The sequence below is a fragment of the Mycobacterium sp. Soil_C_30 genome (genome assembly GCF_057656995.1).
The window spans coordinates 110,435-127,850 of record NZ_JBDGJH010000018.1 but is presented as its reverse complement, the minus strand read 5'-3'; the positions used below and the strand labels follow the sequence as shown (position 1 = coordinate 127,850).

General features: G+C 67.5%; 17 protein-coding genes. 3 read left to right on the top strand and 14 right to left on the bottom strand.

What is annotated here, in order from left to right; all coding sequences use genetic code 11:
* Positions 1-85: 85 nt before the first annotated feature.
* From ftsR to AC3A6P_RS26875, 9 genes are all read right to left on the bottom strand, one after another.
* Positions 86-826 carry a transcriptional regulator FtsR gene (ftsR, locus tag AC3A6P_RS26915; protein WP_487695148.1) on the bottom strand — a complete coding sequence of 247 codons (741 nt, stop codon included), beginning with the start codon at positions 824-826 and terminating at the stop codon, positions 86-88.
* Entirely contained in the window at positions 826-1,305 is a 480-nt protein-coding gene (garA, locus tag AC3A6P_RS26910; protein ID WP_487695146.1) for a glycogen accumulation regulator GarA, read from the bottom strand. Before garA ends, ftsR begins: the two co-directional genes overlap by 1 nt.
* Positions 1,306-1,448: 143 nt before the next feature.
* Entirely contained in the window at positions 1,449-1,844 is a 396-nt protein-coding gene (gene gcvH, locus AC3A6P_RS26905; protein ID WP_487695145.1) for a glycine cleavage system protein GcvH, read from the bottom strand.
* A 43-nt stretch (positions 1,845-1,887) separates the two neighbouring features.
* Positions 1,888-2,661, bottom strand: a complete 774-nt coding sequence (locus tag AC3A6P_RS26900) for a DUF881 domain-containing protein (RefSeq protein ID WP_487695144.1) — start codon at positions 2,659-2,661, stop codon at positions 1,888-1,890.
* Positions 2,662-2,663: 2 nt separating this feature from the next.
* Entirely contained in the window at positions 2,664-2,996 is a 333-nt protein-coding gene (locus AC3A6P_RS26895) for a small basic family protein (RefSeq protein WP_487695190.1), read from the bottom strand.
* 25 nt (positions 2,997-3,021) lie between these two features.
* On the bottom strand, positions 3,022-3,936 hold the full coding sequence (locus AC3A6P_RS26890) for a DUF881 domain-containing protein (protein WP_487695143.1): 915 nt from the start codon (positions 3,934-3,936) through the stop codon (positions 3,022-3,024).
* Positions 3,933-4,550: a CDP-alcohol phosphatidyltransferase family protein gene (locus AC3A6P_RS26885; protein WP_487695142.1), complete on the bottom strand. Its 618-nt coding sequence runs from the start codon at positions 4,548-4,550 to the stop codon at positions 3,933-3,935. The genes AC3A6P_RS26890 and AC3A6P_RS26885 overlap by 4 nt, the downstream gene beginning before the upstream one ends.
* Before the next feature lie 70 nt (positions 4,551-4,620).
* Positions 4,621-6,963, bottom strand: coding sequence for an accessory Sec system translocase SecA2 (gene secA2, locus AC3A6P_RS26880; RefSeq protein ID WP_487695141.1), 2,343 nt, complete (start codon positions 6,961-6,963; stop codon positions 4,621-4,623).
* 100 nt (positions 6,964-7,063) lie between these two features.
* The gene (locus AC3A6P_RS26875; protein ID WP_487695139.1) at positions 7,064-7,903 is read right to left on the bottom strand and encodes a GNAT family N-acetyltransferase; all 840 of its coding nucleotides are present in this window, start codon (positions 7,901-7,903) and stop codon (positions 7,064-7,066) included.
* A 184-nt stretch (positions 7,904-8,087) separates the two neighbouring features.
* On the opposite strand from AC3A6P_RS26875, the gene AC3A6P_RS26870 reads away from it, so the two are divergent.
* The 3 genes from AC3A6P_RS26870 (at position 8,088) to AC3A6P_RS26860 (ending at position 13,617) form a co-directional block, all read left to right on the top strand.
* Entirely contained in the window at positions 8,088-9,686 is a 1,599-nt protein-coding gene (locus AC3A6P_RS26870; protein WP_487695138.1) for an FAD-dependent monooxygenase, read from the top strand.
* An 85-nt stretch (positions 9,687-9,771) separates the two neighbouring features.
* Positions 9,772-11,661 carry an ABC transporter ATP-binding protein/permease gene (locus AC3A6P_RS26865; RefSeq protein WP_487695137.1) on the top strand — a complete coding sequence of 630 codons (1,890 nt, stop codon included), beginning with the start codon at positions 9,772-9,774 and terminating at the stop codon, positions 11,659-11,661.
* 42 nt (positions 11,662-11,703) lie between these two features.
* The gene (locus AC3A6P_RS26860; RefSeq protein ID WP_487695135.1) at positions 11,704-13,617 is read left to right on the top strand and encodes an ABC transporter ATP-binding protein/permease; all 1,914 of its coding nucleotides are present in this window, start codon (positions 11,704-11,706) and stop codon (positions 13,615-13,617) included.
* Positions 13,618-13,632: 15 nt separating this feature from the next.
* On the opposite strand, the gene AC3A6P_RS26855 is transcribed toward AC3A6P_RS26860, so the two are convergent.
* Genes AC3A6P_RS26855 through AC3A6P_RS26835 form a run of 5 tightly spaced genes read right to left on the bottom strand, consistent with a single transcriptional unit; the run spans position 13,633 to position 17,395 of the window.
* Complete coding sequence (locus AC3A6P_RS26855; RefSeq protein WP_487695134.1) at positions 13,633-15,123, bottom strand: FAD-binding protein; 1,491 nt, start codon at positions 15,121-15,123, stop codon at positions 13,633-13,635.
* Complete coding sequence (locus tag AC3A6P_RS26850; protein ID WP_487695133.1) at positions 15,120-15,623, bottom strand: VOC family protein; 504 nt, start codon at positions 15,621-15,623, stop codon at positions 15,120-15,122. Before AC3A6P_RS26850 ends, AC3A6P_RS26855 begins: the two co-directional genes overlap by 4 nt.
* 45 nt (positions 15,624-15,668) lie before the next feature.
* Entirely contained in the window at positions 15,669-16,316 is a 648-nt protein-coding gene (locus AC3A6P_RS26845; protein ID WP_487695188.1) for an SRPBCC family protein, read from the bottom strand.
* Positions 16,313-16,666, bottom strand: coding sequence for an ArsR/SmtB family transcription factor (locus tag AC3A6P_RS26840; protein ID WP_487695131.1), 354 nt, complete (start codon positions 16,664-16,666; stop codon positions 16,313-16,315). Before AC3A6P_RS26840 ends, AC3A6P_RS26845 begins: the two co-directional genes overlap by 4 nt.
* Before the next feature lie 42 nt (positions 16,667-16,708).
* Positions 16,709-17,395 carry a TetR/AcrR family transcriptional regulator gene (locus AC3A6P_RS26835; RefSeq protein ID WP_487695130.1) on the bottom strand — a complete coding sequence of 229 codons (687 nt, stop codon included), beginning with the start codon at positions 17,393-17,395 and terminating at the stop codon, positions 16,709-16,711.
* Positions 17,396-17,416 lie beyond the last annotated feature (21 nt).

The window sequence follows — 17,416 nt, the reverse complement described above, 5'->3', positions numbered from 1 at the left end:
CCCGACGCTGCCAGTCTCGGAACCTCTACCGGACCCGGTTTCGACCCTGATTCTGAGCACCAACCCGTCCCACGGAGTCTAGCCCTCAGCGGTTGAGAACGTCGCGTACAGCCGACTTCACCAACGACGTGTGCAAGGTGATCGCCAGGGCCGCGACCTCACGGGCCAGGTCGTCGGCGCGATCACGCGCGCCCGCCTTGTCGGCTTTGACCAGAGGCCCCGCGATCTGGGCGATCAAATCGGACTGCCGGTCGGCCGCCGAGCGGAAAGCCCGCAGGTGGCGGGGTTCCACACCGTAGTCGGCCAGCGCACATGCGCACTGCAGGATCGGCACCGAATGCTCGTCGAAGAAGCCGGCCCGTCCCGTACTGATCACGCCGGCCTTCAGCAATGCCGACAGCATCTCCTCGGCGTCATGCGCGGGCAGACCGGACTGTTCGATCACGTCTTCCCGGGACAGCCGTACCTTGGCCGGCGACACCGCGGCCGGGGCTTCGGCCGCGCCGGCGGCCGACACCAACCGCGGCACCCCGTACGGCGATCCGCTGTCCGGGAGTGCGCCGTCGGGCTGAGCGTCCAATTGCGCCTTGATGACCTTCAGCGGCAGGTACTGGTCGCGCTGCGCGGTCAGGATGAACCGCAGCCGCGCGCAGTCGTATGCCGTGAACCTTCGATACCCCGAGGCCGTTCGCCCAGGCGTCACCAGCCCCTCGGCTTCCAAGAACCGGATCTTGGAGATGGTGACGTCCGGGAAATCGGGCCGCAGCGAGTCCAGCACCGCGCCGATCGACATCCCGGCGAATGCCGGAGTATCGGGTGCGGTCACTAGCTGCCGGGTCCCCCGTCTTCACCCTTGGGCCCGGTCAGGAAGACGAGCCTGAACTTGCCGATCTGCACCTCGTCGCCGTTGGCCAGGACCGCCGAGTCGACGGGCTCGCGGTTGACGTAGGTGCCGTTGAGGCTGCCGACGTCGACCACCTGGAACTCGCCGTTCTCCAGCCGGAACTCGGCATGGCGGCGGCTGACGGTCACGTCATCGAGAAAGATGTCGCTATCGGGATGGCGCCCGGCAGACGTGCTGGCCTGATCCAGCAGGAAGCGCGAACCCGCGTTGGGTCCACGCTTGACGACCAGCAGCGCGGAACCTACCGGCAGCCCTTCGACTCCCGATACGGCACCTTCGCTGCCAGTGGCCGCAGGCGCATCCAGTTCGTTGAGGAAATCGGCCCGGAAGACCGACGTCGTCTCGACTGTCACCTCATCAGACACTTGGTCAGCCCCCGAGTTGCTGTCCTTGTCCGTCACACGCTGCTCCTCACTGGCTGCTTGTGGCGATAAACGCCGGTCGACTGTGCTGCCCACCGCCGCGATGTCGACGTTACCGCGCCATCGGCATGATTGTGCCCACCACGGCAGGAAACACGGCTGGCAGGCACCCTAACAACACCTCACTCGGTGAGTGTGGCGCGGTACGCCTCTGCGTCGAGAAGAGCCCCGAAACCGGCCTCCAGCTCGCCGGGTGCGGCCTGCAGTTCGAGCAGCCAGCCTGCGCCGTACGGATCGGAGTTCACCAGGTCAGGGCTGCCTTCCAGATCCTCGTTGACGGCAACCACTTTCGCGGTCAGCGGGGCGAACAGATCGGAGACGGACTTGGTGGATTCCACCTCGCCGAACGCGTCGCCGGACGTCAGTTCGGCACCCACCTCGGGCAGCTGGACGAACACCACATCACCCAGCGCCGACTGCGCGTAGTCGGTGATACCGACGCGGACGGTGTCGTCACCGGTGCGGCGGACCCACTCGTGCTCGGCGGTGTACTGCAGATCGGCGGGGATCTCGCTCACGTCGGTTCTCGCTCCCTGTGTTTGTCGGCCGACTTGTACGGGCTCATTTGACTGGCTGAGCGTATTGGCGCGGTTTCGGTTGCCGCAAGGCGGTCACGTCAACGCGCTCGGACTGCTGAATCGTCATGCTGCCGCCCACCCGTTCGACGCTGTCGACGGCGCCGCCGGGGATGTTCATGGCCGCCGCCAACGTCGGCGGATCACCGATCGCCAGAACCGAATAGGGCGGCGCCAACACCTGCCCGTCGACGGCGAGGGCGCCGGGCGTGCCGACCACCCAGGTGTCCACGCCCACCCGCACCGCCTTGTCGGCCGCGCGGATCTCCATTGCTTCGGCCCCCGCGGCGCGTAGCTCGTTGATCACGTCGAGCATCGTTTCGGGCGCCACGCCGGAGGCCGGGTCGTCGATGGTGACCATCACTCCGGGACCGGTGGCGCCCACGGTGCCGATCAAGATCGACAACGCGGCCAGCCGGGCCCGGGCATTGTCGATGGCGGCCTGATCGGAGCTTCCCGACGCCTGCAGCGAGGCCAGCGTGCGCTGCAGTTCGGCGACTTCGGTGTTGAGTGCCGCCTCACGCTGTTGCAGCGAATCCAGCAGCACCAGCAGGTCGGCGGGCCGGGCCGATTCGAGCGAATCGCCGGTTTCGGTCTGGCGCACCTGTGTGGCGATCGCCACACCGAGGACCAGGCACAGCAGCACCGCCAGCACGCCGAACACGAGCTGCGAGCGGGTGCGTTTGCGTGCCGGCTCGGTGCCGGCGGGGAATTCGTGCCGGCCGTGGTGGTTCGCGCCCCGCTGGGTCTCGTCGGCCATCGTCAGGCGCCGAACAGTCTGCGGCGCAGGGCGGCCGCGTTGCCGAAGATGCGGATTCCGAGCACCACGATGATCGCCGTGGACAGCTGGGTGCCGACGCCGAGTTGGTCGCCGACGTAGACGATCAAGGCGGCCACCAACACGTTGAAGACGAAGGACACCACAAAAACCTTGGCGTCGAAGATGTTCTCCAGATAGGCACGCAGACCGCCGAAGACCGCGTCGAGCGCCGCCACCACGGCGATCGGCAGGTACGGCTGGATCAGCTCCGGCACACTCGGCTGGAACACCAAACCGAGCACGATGCCGACGACGAGCGCGGCGATCCCGATCACGTGAGAATCTCCCAAGATCGCATGGTCAGGGGCCAATCTGCTGGGCGAATTTGATGTCCCGGGCAGCGCCGGTCGGCACTGTTAGACCTTCCCCCGCACTGACCGTCACACCGACTCCGTAGGAGATCTCGAGCAGCCGCAGCCGCATCAGGCCTGGACTGCGGTCGAACCCGTCTCGCAGGCCATTCTGCGGTCCGAGGGCGACGATCTCGTACGGGCTGCTGATGGGGTGATTGTCGACCAGGACGGCGCCGCCCGCCTGCCGGATGGTGACATTGGGCCCCACCCGCACTCCGTCGACGGCAATGGCCTCGGCGCCGGAGGCCCACAGCGAGTTCACCACCAACTGCAGGTCACGGTCGAGGATCACCTGCTGGCTCCCGGGAACCCGTTGCTTGGAGACGTCGGTGAGATCGCGACCCACCCCGGGGTCGGTGACCGTGACGGTGATACCGGGCCCGATCATCGGAGTGGTGCCCGCCGGCAGGTTCAGTTCGTCCAGCCTGGTGAGCAGTTGCTGGCCTTCCGCGTCGTCGGCCAGTCGGCGGCGCTGCACGTCGTCGACCTCCGCCGCCAGGGTGTCGCGACGGGCGGCGAGGTCGTCGGTGGTGCCCTCCGCCGAGCGCACACTGCCCGCCAACACGTGCTGGGCTTCGCTGACCCCCGGCGCGGTGGAGCGGGCCTGTGCGGCGGCGATGGCGAACACCGTGGCGATCAACATCGCGGCCAGGGCCTGCCAGAGCCAGCGCCTGGCGCGAGGGGGCGGGCGCTCGGCTTCGGCCCGGGCTTTGGCGGCCGCCGCATAACCGGGGTCCAGATGCTCGGAGAGCAGGGAACGCAGCAGCGACGGCACCGGCAGCTTCTGCACCGGATTCTCCCGGTGTGTGTTGAGCCCGGCCACCGGGTTGTAACCGCCGAGCGTGCGGTCGGGGTCGGTCACGATGTCACCTTGGGGAGCCGGCGCACCACCAGCGTCAGCTGGATGAGGTACAGCACGAACGCCCAGACATACATGTAGACGCCCCAGATCAAGAACCCCCAGCCGCAGGCTCCGATCACTTCGCCCCACAGTGCTGTTTCGGTGGCAACCCCTGCCCCGAACAAAATCAGCGGGAAGCCGGACATCAACGCGAACGTCGCCGCCTTGCCGATGTAGGTGACCGGCAGCGCGGTCAGCCCGCGGCTGCGCAGCACCGGCAACATCGCCGCCAGCAGCCCGTCGCGGACGATCAGGATCGCGATCACCCACCACGGCACGATGCCGGCCAGGCCGAACGAGATGGGCACGGCGATCATGTACAGCCGGTCGACGGCCGGGTCCAGCAACTCCCCCAGCCGCGAGGACTGGTCTTTGAAACTGCGGGCGATCTTGCCGTCGAGCCAATCGGAGGCACCGCTGAATACCAGGATGCCGACGGCCCATACGTACGCGACCTGGCTGTGGGCGCCCAGCAGCAGGTAGACGAACACCGGGATCAGGATCAGGCGCACAGCGGACAGCACGTTGGGCACGGTCAGTACCCGGTCACGCGTGCCCCCCGGTGCAGGCGTCATAGGCAGTAAACCTACCGTCCGCCGCCGATGCGGGGTGAGGGACGAGCCCAGCTGGGAAGGTGGGCCATCGTCAGCGGAAGATGCCCGGCAGGCTCAGGGCCGACAGCGTGTCGTCGTTGAGCGGGTTGTCGTGGACCATGTAGGTCCAGGTCGACGTCGGGCGCGCCAGTTTGGACAGGTCCAGGCCGGGCTCGTCGCTGAGCACGTCGGCGGTCTCGAAGGTCTGCTGGGCGGCTTCCACCGCGTCCGCGGCCAGCGAGGTGAAGGCGTCGACGGCCATCCGGTGGAACTCGTCGAGCGGGTTCTGCCGGCCCAGGGCGCGCAGGTGGATGCTCTCCCGGATATCCGACAGGAAGGCCTGGTGGTCGGCCCAGCCACGGTCCAGATGGTAGAGCATGATCAGCCGGCAGATGCGCTCCAGCTCGTCCTCGGAGACGGTTTCGCGTAGTTCTGCGTAGCGCTCCGGAGCCAGTTCCTTGAGTTCCTCGAGCGCGGTCGGCGTCGACAGCAGGGTGTTGCGGCGGTCGACGATGATGGCGCGCTGCTGGGCGATCAGATGGTTGTAGCGCCAGGTGTTGGCATGCACATCGAGCAGTCGCCCCTCGGCGATGCGCTGCGCGTGGTCGAGCAGGCTGGCTGCCTTCGGGCTGACGATGCGGCCGTCGTCGTCGGTCTCGTTGGGCAGCTTGTCGGCATCGAGGTGGGATACCACCACCTCGTCCTCCCAGCTGGCGAAGAACACCGACGAACCCGGATCGCCCTGGCGGCCGGCGCGGCCACGCAGCTGGTTGTCCAGGCGCTCGGTGTTGTGCCTGCCGGTGCCGACGACGTGCAGGCCGCCGAGCTCCACCACTTCATCGTGGGTCTTTTCGTCCGAGCCGCCCAGCCGGATGTCGGTACCGCGACCGGCCATCTGGGTGGAGACGGTGACGACACCCAGTGCGCCGGCCTCGGCGATGACGGCGGCTTCCTCGGCGTCGTTCTTGGCGTTGAGGACGACGGCGGGCACCTTCCGTCTCACCAGCCGCTCGTGCAGTTCCTCGGATTCGGCGACATCGTGGGTGCCGACGAGCACCGGCCGGCCGGTGGCGTGCACCTCCTGGATGTGCTCGATCACCGCGTCCATCTTGGCCGCAGCGGTGATGTAGACGCGGTCCTCTTCGTCTTCGCGGATGTTGGGGGTGTTCTGCTCGATCGGCGACACCCCGAGCTTGTAGAACTGGCGCAGCTGCTCACCGGCGGCCAGGGCGGTACCGGTCATGCCGCAGACGGTCGGATACCGGTTGATCAGGGCCTGCACGGTGATGTTGTCGAGCACTTCACCGGTCTCGGTGGCCTCGATGCCCTCCTTGGCCTCGACCGCGGCCTGCAGACCGTCGGGCCAGCGCTGCAGCTGCGCGATGCGGCCGCGCGAGGCGTTGATCAGGTGCACGGCGCCGTCGCGGACGATGTAGTGCACGTCGCGCTGCAGCAGCACATGGGCATGCAGGGCGACGTTGACCTCGGTCAGCGTGGTGGCGACGTGTTCCTCGGAGTAGAGATCGATCCCCCCGAGGGCTTTTTCGACCTTCTGCGCCCCGTCTTCGGTGAGGTGGATGTTGCGCCGGTCGGCATCGGCGGCGTAATCGGTGCCGGGCACCAGGTTGCCGATCAACTCGACGATCTCCAGCCGCGGCGTCTCGCGGTGGGTGGTGCCGGCCAGCACCAGCGGCACCAGCGCCTCGTCGACGAGGACGGAGTCGGCTTCGTCGATCAGTGCCACATCGGGGTTCGGCGACACCAGGTCGGCGACGTCGGTGACCAGCTGGTCGCGCAGCACGTCGAAGCCGATCTCGTTGACCGAGGCGTAGGTGACGTCGCACTGATAGGCGGCGCGGCGTTCTTCGGCGGTGGAGTCACCGGTGATCCACCCGACGGTCAGGCCCATCGCCTCCAGCAGCGGTCCCATCCACTCGGCGTCACGGCGGGCCAGGTAGTCGTTGACGGAGATGACGTGGACGCGGCGGCCGCCGAGGGCGTAACCGGCCGCGGCGATCGCACCGGCCAGCGTCTTGCCTTCACCGGTGGCCATTTCCACCACGTCGCCGGCCAGCATGCGCAGCGCACCCTGCAACTGGACGTCGAACGGGCGCAGGCCGGTGGCCCGGTCGGCGGCCTCACGGGCGATGGCCAGGAACTGCGGGATGTCGGCGGCCTCGGCGAGCGCCGTCAGGTCGAGCAGCTTGGCTGCTTTGCGCAGCTGTTCGTCGTCCAGTTCGGCGGCCTTGGCGTCGAAGGCAGCCGAGTCGTGGACCTCGGACATGGACTTGACCTGGTTCTTGTCCGCGCTGGCACCCAGCATCTTCCAGAACCGGCCGCTGATCTTGCCGGGCTTCTTGTCGCCGGGTTTGGTCTTCGAGGAGGTGCGTGCCACAGGACAACCGTACGCGGCCGATCAACCACGCCGAGCGCGCGTGTCTGTCCGTCGACACCCCGGGTTTCACGGACAAATCGGTGCGCTCGGCGGCGTCGTGTCAGCCCGTAAAACGAAGGTGCACGGTGTCGGCCACCGGCGCGAAACCGATGCGCTGATAGATGCGGTTCGACACCGGATTGGCGAGATCGGCGAACAGCACGATGTCGCCGGCGCCTACCCCCGCCGCCCACCGGCACGCCGCGGCGGTGACCGCCGAGCCGTAGCCGTGGCCGCGCTGCTCCGGCGGGGTGTACACCGGACCCACCCGGGAAACGCCGGCCGCCGGTGCACGCACGCCGGCCATACCCACGGGAACACCGTGCAGCGTCCACAACCAGTGCGCGTCACCGTGGGAATCGGCAGACACCAACGCAGCGCGCGCCAGAGCCTGGTCCGGCTCGTGTCCGAAGGCCTCGCCGGCGAACGCGCACTGCCAGTCGATCAGCAGCGCGGTGTCCGCGTTGCCGGCCAGCCGAGCCGCCCCGGGCACACCGGTCGGGGGCTGCAGTGCACCCAGCCGGTACAGCCGTTCCTCGGTGTCGACACCGACCGCACACCCGACCACCGCGGCCCAGCGCTGCGCGAAAGCCTCTGCTGTGCTTCGTAATCCACGCACGCCGGGGACCGCGACACCCGCGCCGCGCAACCCGTCGACCACGGCGGGTATCGCGTCGACAGGAAGGCCACTGCACAGCAACGGATACGGCGGGGTGCGCATACCCGCACCCACCAACCGGCCGCCGTCCCATACCGTCACCAGCAGCGGCGCGCTGTCTCCCGGCAACGGACCACCCCGCAAAAACGTCAACTCGACGGTGTGCAGCACCGGATCGCGGCGGTACACGGGCGCGGCCACCGCTGCGAAGTCGGCGTCACCGTCGTGGAATCTCAGGTGCACGGTTCCAGCATCACCAGCCGAACCCAGCCGGTCACCGATTTCGGCGAATCAGGCCGGCTTGGAGCGGCGCGGACAGGCCACCGCGGGGTCGGTCAAGGTGTTGACCACCGCGGGCGGGCGATCAGGCGGCCGGCGTTGTCCATGAAAGCCCAGCGTAACGGGCCTGCGCGGGCATAATTGCGCTGTGGCGCAGACCCCCGACACCGATGTCCTGATCGCCGGCGCGGGGCCGATCGGCCTCACCGCGGCGATCGAACTGAACCGCCGCGGGATCGGCTGCCGCATCCTCGATCCGTTGACCGAACCGCCTCAGTACGCGAAAGCTGTTGGCGTGCAACCCCGAACGCTCGAGGTGTTCGAGGGCATGGGCGTCGTGAACGCCATTCTCGACGAGTCCATCCCGATGCGCGGTCAAGTGGTCTACGTCAACGGCAACAGGGTCGCCGAACTCGAACTCGTCTTGCCCCCGGATGTGCCGTTCGGTTTCATCTGTATTCCGCAGTACGCCACCGAGCGGGTGTTACGTGACGAACTGGCCCGTCGCGGTGTCGCGGTGCAGCGGGGGTTGCGCGTCACCGGTTTCGAGCAGGACGACGCCGGTGTGACGGTCGCCGTCTCCGGTGGCGAGGAATCCACGGTGCGTGCCCGCTACCTGATCGGCGCCGACGGCGCCCACAGTGCGGTGCGCAAGGCCTTGGGGTGCAGCTTCGAGGGCGCGGCGTTCGAGGAGCAGTACATGCTCGGCGATGTCGAGGTGGACTGGTCGCTGCCGCGCGGTGTCGCGTTGCGCTCGATGCACCAGACCGACGGTGTCACCGACGACCTTCTGGTGTGCATCCCACTGCCGGGCCGCGGCCGGTACCGGATGTCGATGCTGGTGCCCCCGGACCTGTCGACCGCACCCGCCGACGGGGTGGCCCACGGCTTCGAGGGTTCTCGCGCGCCGCAACTCGACGACATCCAGAAGGTGCTCGAACGGTTGTCGCCCGAGCCGGTGACGGCCCGCAACCTGCGGTGGTCATCGGTCTTCCGGATCAGCCATCGCATCGTCGACACCTACGGCACGGGTCGGGTGTTCCTGGCCGGGGATGCCGCCCACATCCACCCACCCACCGGCGCGCAGGGGATGAACACCGGCATCCAGGACGCGCACAACCTGGCATGGAAGCTCGCGCTGGCGGTCCGCGGCGAAGCGGCCGACGGCCTGCTGGCGAGTTATGACGCCGAACGACGGCCGGTGGGCGAAGACGTGGTGGGACGCACCGTGCGCAGCGCGCGCTCCGGAATCGTTTCGGACGCAGCCGATCCCAGCTACGTCATGCGCCGGGAAGCGCAGCTGTTGATCTCCTATGCCGGCAGTCCCCTGGTCGCCGACGGCGCCGGTGAACGGGCACCGGACGCCACCGGATTGCGGCGCGACGCGGTGACCGAACCGTTCCGGTTGTTCAGCCTGCTCAACCGCCGCGACCACACGGTGCTGCTGTACGCCGGAGCCGGCACCGCCGAGGTGGCGGCGCTGGAAGCGGCGGCAGGCGCCGCCGTCGCCGCCGCCCACGAGCGCGCGCAGGTCTACATCGTCGCCGATCCCGACGCCGACGTCACCGGCACCGTCCTGCCCGTGATCCACGACACCGACGGGGAGTTCGCCCACTCCTATGTCGCCAAGGACGTCTCGGTGTACGTCGTCCGCCCCGACGGTTATCTCGGATTGGCTGCCCGCGCCGTCACCGCGGACGATCTCTGCGACACCCTGGTGCAGCACCTGCAAGCGACGTTCGCCTGAGCCCGATTCGCGCCGAACGGCCTCCGCTGGGGTAGCTTGCCCAAGTCGGTCGGCGTCGGGTGACGCCCCAGCACCCGGGAGTCATATGTTCGAGCAGTCGATCGACTGGAGCAGCCAGATCGGCGAATCGCTGTGGTGGATCACGTGGGTGTTCGCGGTGACGGCAGCGGTATCGCTGGCCATCGTGGCCGCGCTACTGCGGTTCACCACCTGGGGACGGCAGTTCTGGCGAGTCACCGGTGCCTACTTCAAGGGCCGCCAGAGCCTGCCGGTGTGGGGCCTGTTCGCCGTTCTGCTGCTGTCGGTGGTCGCCTCGGTGCGCCTCGATGTGCTGTTGAGCTACTTCTACAACGACCAGACCACGGCGCTACAGGTGGCGTTCCAGGGCGAGGACGAGGCGGCCAGGCAGTCCGGGCAGGACGGCTTCTGGACGGCGATGAAGATGTTCGTCCTGCTGGCCACTGTCCACGTGGTGCGCACCATGCTCGACATCTACCTGATGCAGCGCTTCATCATCCGCTGGCGGGTCTGGCTGACGGATCGGCTCACCGGCGACTGGCTGGACCACCGCTCCTATTACCGCTGCCGCTTCATCGACGAGACCATCGACAACCCGGACCAGCGCATCCAGCAGGACATCGACATCTTCACCACCGGGGTGGGTACCACGCCCAACGTCCCGCAATACGGCACCGGCTCGGTACTGCTGTTCGGCGCCATCAGCTCGATCCTGTCGGTTGCCTCCTTCGGGCCGATCCTGTGGGGACTGGCCGGGCCGGTCGAACTGCTCGGCATCACCATTCCCAAGGCGCTGTTCTGGATCGCCATCGCCTACGTTCTGGTCGCCACCGCCGTGGCGTTCTGGATCGGCCGGCCCCTGATCCGGCTGAGCTTCATCAACGAGGCCCGCAATGCGGCGTTCCGCTACGCGCTGGTGCGGCTGCGGGACATGGCCGAGTCCGTCGGGTTCTACCGTGGCGAGCGCGCCGAGCGCGTCCAGCTGCACGGCCGGTTCGCCGGGGTGATCGACAACTACCGCCACTACGTGCGCCGCACCATCGGGTTCACCGGCTGGAACCTGTCAGCCAGCCAGGCCGCGGTGCCGCTGTCACTGGTGGTCCAGGCGCCCCGGATGTTCGACGGGGAGATCACCTACGGCGATGTCACCCAGTCCGGTAGCGCCACCGGGGCGATTCTCGACGGGCTGTCGTTCTTCCGCAACGCCTACGACCAGTTCGCCAGCTTCCAGGCCGCCATCATCCGCCTCGACGGGCTGGTGCAGTCCAACGAGCAGGCCCGGCACCTGCCCGAGCTCACCACCGCCGACACCACCGACGGCGCGGTGGAGTTGGACAACGTGGAGGTCCGCACCCCCACCGGAGACATCCTGATCCGCCCGGTCGATCTGCGCCTGGAGCCGGGCCAGGGGCTGGTGGTCACCGGTGTGTCCGGATCGGGAAAGACGACCCTGCTGCGCTGTCTGGGCCAGTTGTGGCCGTTCACCACCGGCACCCTGCGCCGCCCGGGCGGGGCGAACCAGACCATGTTCCTCTCGCAGGTGCCGTACATACCCCTGGGCGATCTGCATGCGGTGGTCTCCTACCCCTCCTGCCCCGGTGAGATCCCCGACGCCGAACTGCAGCGCGCACTGGTCAAGGTCCAGCTGCCACACCTGACACACCGACTCGGTGAGGTACGCGACTGGGTGAAGGTGCTTTCCCCGGGTGAGCAGCAACGCATCGCGTTCGCGCGGGTGCTGCTGACCAAGCCGAAAGCGGTGTTCCTCGACGAGGCCACCTCGGCGCTGGATGAGGGCATGGAGTATGTGATGTATTCGACCCTGCGCCAGGAGCTTCCGGATCTGATCATGGTCAGCGTGAGCCATCGCCCCAGCGTCGAACAGCATCACGAGCAGGAGCTGCGCCTGCTCGGCGGTGGCGAGTGGCGGCTGGATCAACTCGCGAACTCTGGCTAGCGGTTCCCGACGCACCGGGGTCTGACGCGGTACTTTGCCCCGGTGGAGATGTTCGTCCCGACGCTGGACTGGAGCAACGAGCTGTGGGCGTCGCTGTGGTGGATCGCACGAGCGTGGGCGATCGCGGCCGTGGCCACCCTCGCCGGCTTGTTCCTGATCGTCAAGTTCACCGAGTGGGGTAAGCAGTTCTGGCGGGTCACCCGCGGCTATTTCGTCGGCCGCGACAGTGTGATCGTCTGGGTGTGGCTCGCGGGCCTACTGCTGTCGGTGATGGTCAGTGTTCGACTGTCGGTGCTGTTCAGCTACGTGGGCAGCGATCAAACGACGAGCTTCCAGGTCATCGCCGCCGGGTTGGGCTCCGGAGACGAAGCGGTGCGACAGTCTGGTGGCAGCGGCTTCTGGTTGTCGTTCTGGGCCTTTGCGGTGCTGGCGACAATCTCGGTTGCACAGACCATGCTCGATCTCTACCTGGCCCAACGGTTCATGCTGCGGTGGCGAGCCTGGCTCACCGGACAGCTCACCGACAACTGGCTCGACGGCAAGGCCTATTACCGGGCGCGCTTCATCGACGACACCATCGACAACCCGGATCAGCGTATTCAGGCCGATATCGACATCTTCACCGCCGGCGTCAACTCTCAACCGAACAAGCCGAACAACACGTCGGAGACCACGCTGCTGTTCGGCGCCGTCTCCTCGATCGCGTCGATGATCTCGTTCACCGCCATCCTGTGGAACCTGTCCGGACCGGTGACCTTGCCACTCGTCGGATACACGCTGCCGAAGGCGATCTTCTGGATCGGCATCGCATACATCGTGTTCGCGACAGTCGTCTCGTTCTGGATCGGTCGGCCGATCATCCGGTTGTCGTTCGACAACGAGAAGTTCAACGCCGTCTTCCGCTACGCCTTGGTCCGTTTACGGGATGCGTCCGAAGCGGTGGCGTTCTACCGCGGTGAGTTTGCCGAGCGCACGGGGTTGCGGCGGAGGTTTGCGCCCGTTGTCACGAACTACAAGAAGTACGTCAACCGAATGACGGGGTTCTACGGCTGGAACGTCTCCATCACCCAGGCGCAGGAGCTCATACCGCTGCTGGTTCAGTTCAAGCGGTTCTATGACGGAGAGATCGCCCTCGGTGCGCTGTATCAAACTGCAAGCTCGTTCCGTGCACTCACAACGGGCCTGTCGTTCTTCCGTAACGCCTACGACGACTTCGCCGGCTACCGCGCGGCGATCATCCGTCTGCACGGCTTGGTGGTCGCCAATGACGAAGGTCGCGAACTGCCGACGCTGACGGTCGAGCCCAGCTCCGGAAACCGGGTCGAACTGGCCGATGTCGAGGTGCGCAAACCGGACGGCACCCAGCTGATCAACCCCATTGATCTCGAGCTCACGGCCGGGGACACCCTGGCCATCACGGGCGTGTCCGGCACCGGCAAGACCACTTTGTTGCGCAGCCTCGCCCAGCTGTGGCCCTTCACCAGTGGCACATTGCGCTGCCCCACCGGAACCAACGAGACGATGTTCCTGTCGCAGATGCCGTATGTGCCGCTCGGCGATCTGCGGGAGGTGTTGTCCTATCCCCGCCGCGGCGGCGACATCCCCGACGACGAGCTGGCCGCCATGTTGAACAAGGTGGCCCTGCCGCATCTGGCCGCCAGACTCGGCGAGGAGCAGGACTGGGCCAAGGTGCTCTCCCCCGGCGAGCAGCAGCGGGTGGCGTTCGCGCGGGTGCTGCTGACCAAGCCGAAGGCGGTGTTCGTCGACGAGGCCACCTCGGCGCTCGATGTCGGCCTGGAGACCATGCTGTATCAGATGGTGCGCGATGACCTGCCCGACACGATCCTGGTCAGCGTTGCGCATCGCGGCACCGTGATCAGCCATCACGACCAGGAGCTGGCCCTGCTCGGTAGCGGTGAGTGGCGGCTGGCCCCGGTGGGCGCCCGGCAGGACTAGCGACGGGCTGTCACCTCAGTGCGCGCCTGACTGTCTGGCGGCGTGCGCCCCCGCCCGTCGGCCGAAGAAAGACCCCTCGCCCAGCTGGGTGCCACTGGCGTAGCCCTTGCCGTCCTGGGCGATGTTCGACGCGCATGCGCCGGCGGCGTACAAGCCGGGCACCGCGCTGCCGTCGGCGCGCAGCACCTCACCGTCGATGGACACTTTCAACCCACCCATGGTGAAGCCGGAGTACATCGCGACGCCCAGCGACAGGTCGAACGCCGCCCACGGGCCGTTGTCCTGTGCGGCAAGGTAATCCGGCTGTTTGTGGAAATCGGGGTCGACGCCCTCGGCCGCGTTGGCGTTGTAGCGCTCCAGCGTCGCGGCGAGGTTGCCCGCGGGGATGCCGAGCGCGGATTCCATCTCCGCGACCGTTTCCCAGCCGTCGATGAATTTGATCAGAGGCATCTCGGGCATCTGCATGTGGGCTTCGTCGACGATGAGATAGGCCGTCTGGTTGGGCTGTTCGAGCACGAACGCCGAGGTGCGTGAGTGGTAGGAGTCCTCGGCCACGAACCGCCGGCCGTCGGCGTTGACGATGACGCCGGTGAGCAGGATCTCGGGCGGATACGCCGCCGCAGTGATGAACAGCTGATCGAGATTGAGGGCGACCCCGCCGGCCGAGACCCCCAACCCGATGCCGAGTCCGTCGTCGTTCGGGTTGCCCAGGATGTACGGCGCCACCATCCCGTGGTGTTTGGTTTTGCGTTCCTGGCCGAGGGCGGGGGTGTACTCGGCCACCATCTCGGCGTTCATCGCGAAACCGCCGGCCGCGATGATCACCGAGTTCGCCTTGACCTCGCCGGTGTCACCGAAGTGCTTCCAGCGCACGCCGACGACGCCGCCCCCGGAGTCGGTGACCAAAGCGGTGGCCCCGGTCTCGTACCGGATCTGCACGCCGAGTTCGGCGGCGCGTTTGAGCAGCAGGTCGATCACCATCGCCGCGCCACCCAGTTCGCCGGGAACCGGCACCGAGTGCCCACGCGGCGCAGGCGTGGCCTGCTCGCAGAACGGCCACACCTTCTCGTTACCGGTGTAGGACAACCCTTCGGTGCCCGGCGGGACGACGACCTTGCCCGGGTAATAGCTTCGTTCGAACTGGAAGCCGAGATTCTCCAGCCAGTCGAAATGCTCGACGCTGCCGTCGCAGTAGGCGCGGATCTTGTCGAGTTCCGGCTCGCGGGACTGCGACACCAGGTACTTGTACATCTCCTCGGGCGAATCCTGGTGCCCGGTGGCCTGTTGCACCGCGGTACCGCCGCCGAGGTAGAAGTGACCACCCGCCATCGACGTGGTGCCGCCGGCCGCGGCCGCCTTCTCCAGTACCAGAACGCGGGCGCCTGCCGCGGCGGCGCTGACCGCGGCACAGCCGCCGGCGATTCCGAATCCGAGGACCACGACGTCGGTTTCGTCGGTCCAGTCGGCATCGGCGTCGTTCAGGACGGGCGGGATCTCGATGCTCATTGCTGCTCCTGCTTGATGTAGTCGAAGAACGCCCTGATCTCGTCGGGAATGTGCGCGATTTCGAGGTACGGCACGCCGGCCCGGGGGTCGGAGACATAGGCGAAGCGCATTCCGCCGGGCATGGTGCCCTGGGCGGCGATCTCGGCACCGTGCGCGGTGGCGTTGGCCAGCGCCGCGTCGAAGCCCGCCTGGTCGACCGCGTCGATGCAGATGTGGTGCAGCCCGGCTCCGCGTTCGCGCAGGAAGTCGCTGTAGACGTTGGCGCCGCCGCGCACCGGCTCGATGAGTTCGAGCTGCATGTCGCCCAGATAGCTCAGCGAGATGCTGGCGACGAAGTCAGCGGGGCGGCCGCGGTAGGTGTTGGTGTCCGGGCCGAAGTGCACGTCGGGAATCCGCACCCACGTCCGGACGCCCAGCAGGTTGGTCAGCGCCGCCTCGGTGGCGTCGAGGTCCGGCGTCACCCAGGCGATCTGGACAGCGGTCTGGACAGGTGCACTCATCAAGAAAGCACATTAGCCCAGCAGAGGCGGGAATTGAAACACGTTCTAGTTCTGCGGGGGCGGATCCCCCCGGTAGAACGCAATGGTGTTGTCTGCGGCGCGCCGCGCCACCTCCGCCGACTCACCGGAGGCGGTGTGCGCGGCGTACCAGCCCTCGCCGGCGGCGCGGATGTACTCGCGGCCATCGCCCGTGGTGGCCCATTCCTCCTCCTTGAACTCCTGCGGCACGGGCCTGCCGGTCTCCAGGTGGATCGCCAGGCCCAGAAGCGCCAGATCCCAACCGACGCCCACCGCCCCGGGGCCGTACTGCGGCCACATGTCGTCGTCCACAAAGGCGATGTGATCGAGCTGCATGCGGGTCTGTTCAGGCCCCTCGGCGATGATCTGGAGCTCGATCCAGCTGACGCCGCCGCCGAATTCCCATGTGGCGGTGAAGGTCTTGGGCGGGTCGCAGGTGAGCACCGTGCCCGAGGCATTTCCCTCCACCTGGTACGTGCCACCGAGTTCCAGGTCGCCGCGCACGGGCGCGAACCACCGCGGGAGCCGCTCGGGGTTGGTGCAGGCATCCCACAGATCCTCGACATCGGTGGGATAGCTGCGGCTCAGCGTCACCACATGCGCTTCACCGGCCTCGAGTGTGCGGCCGCCCACGGTACGCGCGACGGCGTTGACGTGATGGCTGACGTCCATCAGTGGTCTCCTTGATCCTCGGTTGACGTGCGCTTGTCCCGTTTGCCGCGGGCGATCTCGGTGGACAGTGCATCCAGGCGCGGTGCCCAGAACTTGCGGAAACCGTCCAGCCACTCGTCGACGTCACGCAGCTTCGCGGGCTCGACCGCGTAGAGCCTGCGCTGCCCGTCCGGTCGCACCGACGCGAAACCGTTGTCGCGCAGCACTTTCAGGTGCTGCGACACCGCGGGCTGGCTGATACCGAATTCCGCTCGGACGACGCCCGCGATGGCCCCGGCGGACTGCTCACCGTCGGCGAGCAGTTCGAGTATCCGGCGCCGTACCGCGTCACCGAGTACGTCGAACGCGTGCACACCCCGAGATTAAAGCTCTCACTTATATAAGTCAATGCTGAATCATTGGCGACCGCCCACCACCTCGAGCAGCAGGCGGACCTGCAGATCGAACAACGCCCGGGGATCACTGATGGTCTCGGCTCCGTACTGACCGAACACCTCGAGGCTGATCGCACCCACCAGGCCCGCCCACAGGGTCACACACGCCGTCACCACCGCGTCGTCGCCACCGAAGCCGAATTCAGCACGCAGACCGTCGAAGTCTCGCGAAAGCCGTTTCCCCACAGACACTTTCGAGGCAGTGATATCGCCATCCCCGATACCGGCGTCGACGGCGGCGAAAAGCGCGGCCACCACCCGGATGCCCGGGCCGACGGTCCGGTCGGCCGGCGCCTGATAGCCGGGCACCGGGCTGCCGTAGAGCAGCGCCCAACTGGCGGGTGAGGCGACGGCCCAGGCCCGGGCGGCGTGCGCGGCCGCGAGTACCTGATCGCGCCATCCCCCACCGGCCTCGGCCTGAGTCTGCACGACGGCATCGGCGAGGTCCGTGTAGGCGTCGATCAGCAGCAGGGTCAGCAACTCGTCGCGGCTGGCGACATAGCGGTACACCGCCGAGGACACCATGCCGAGCTCGCGGGCAATGGCCCGCAACGACAGGCCGGCTGCCCCCTCGGTCACCAGATGGCGACGGCCCAGCTCGATGATCTGCGCCTCGATGCGGTCGCGTGACTCCTGGCGTTTACCCACCGCACCAGTGTCGCACGAAAC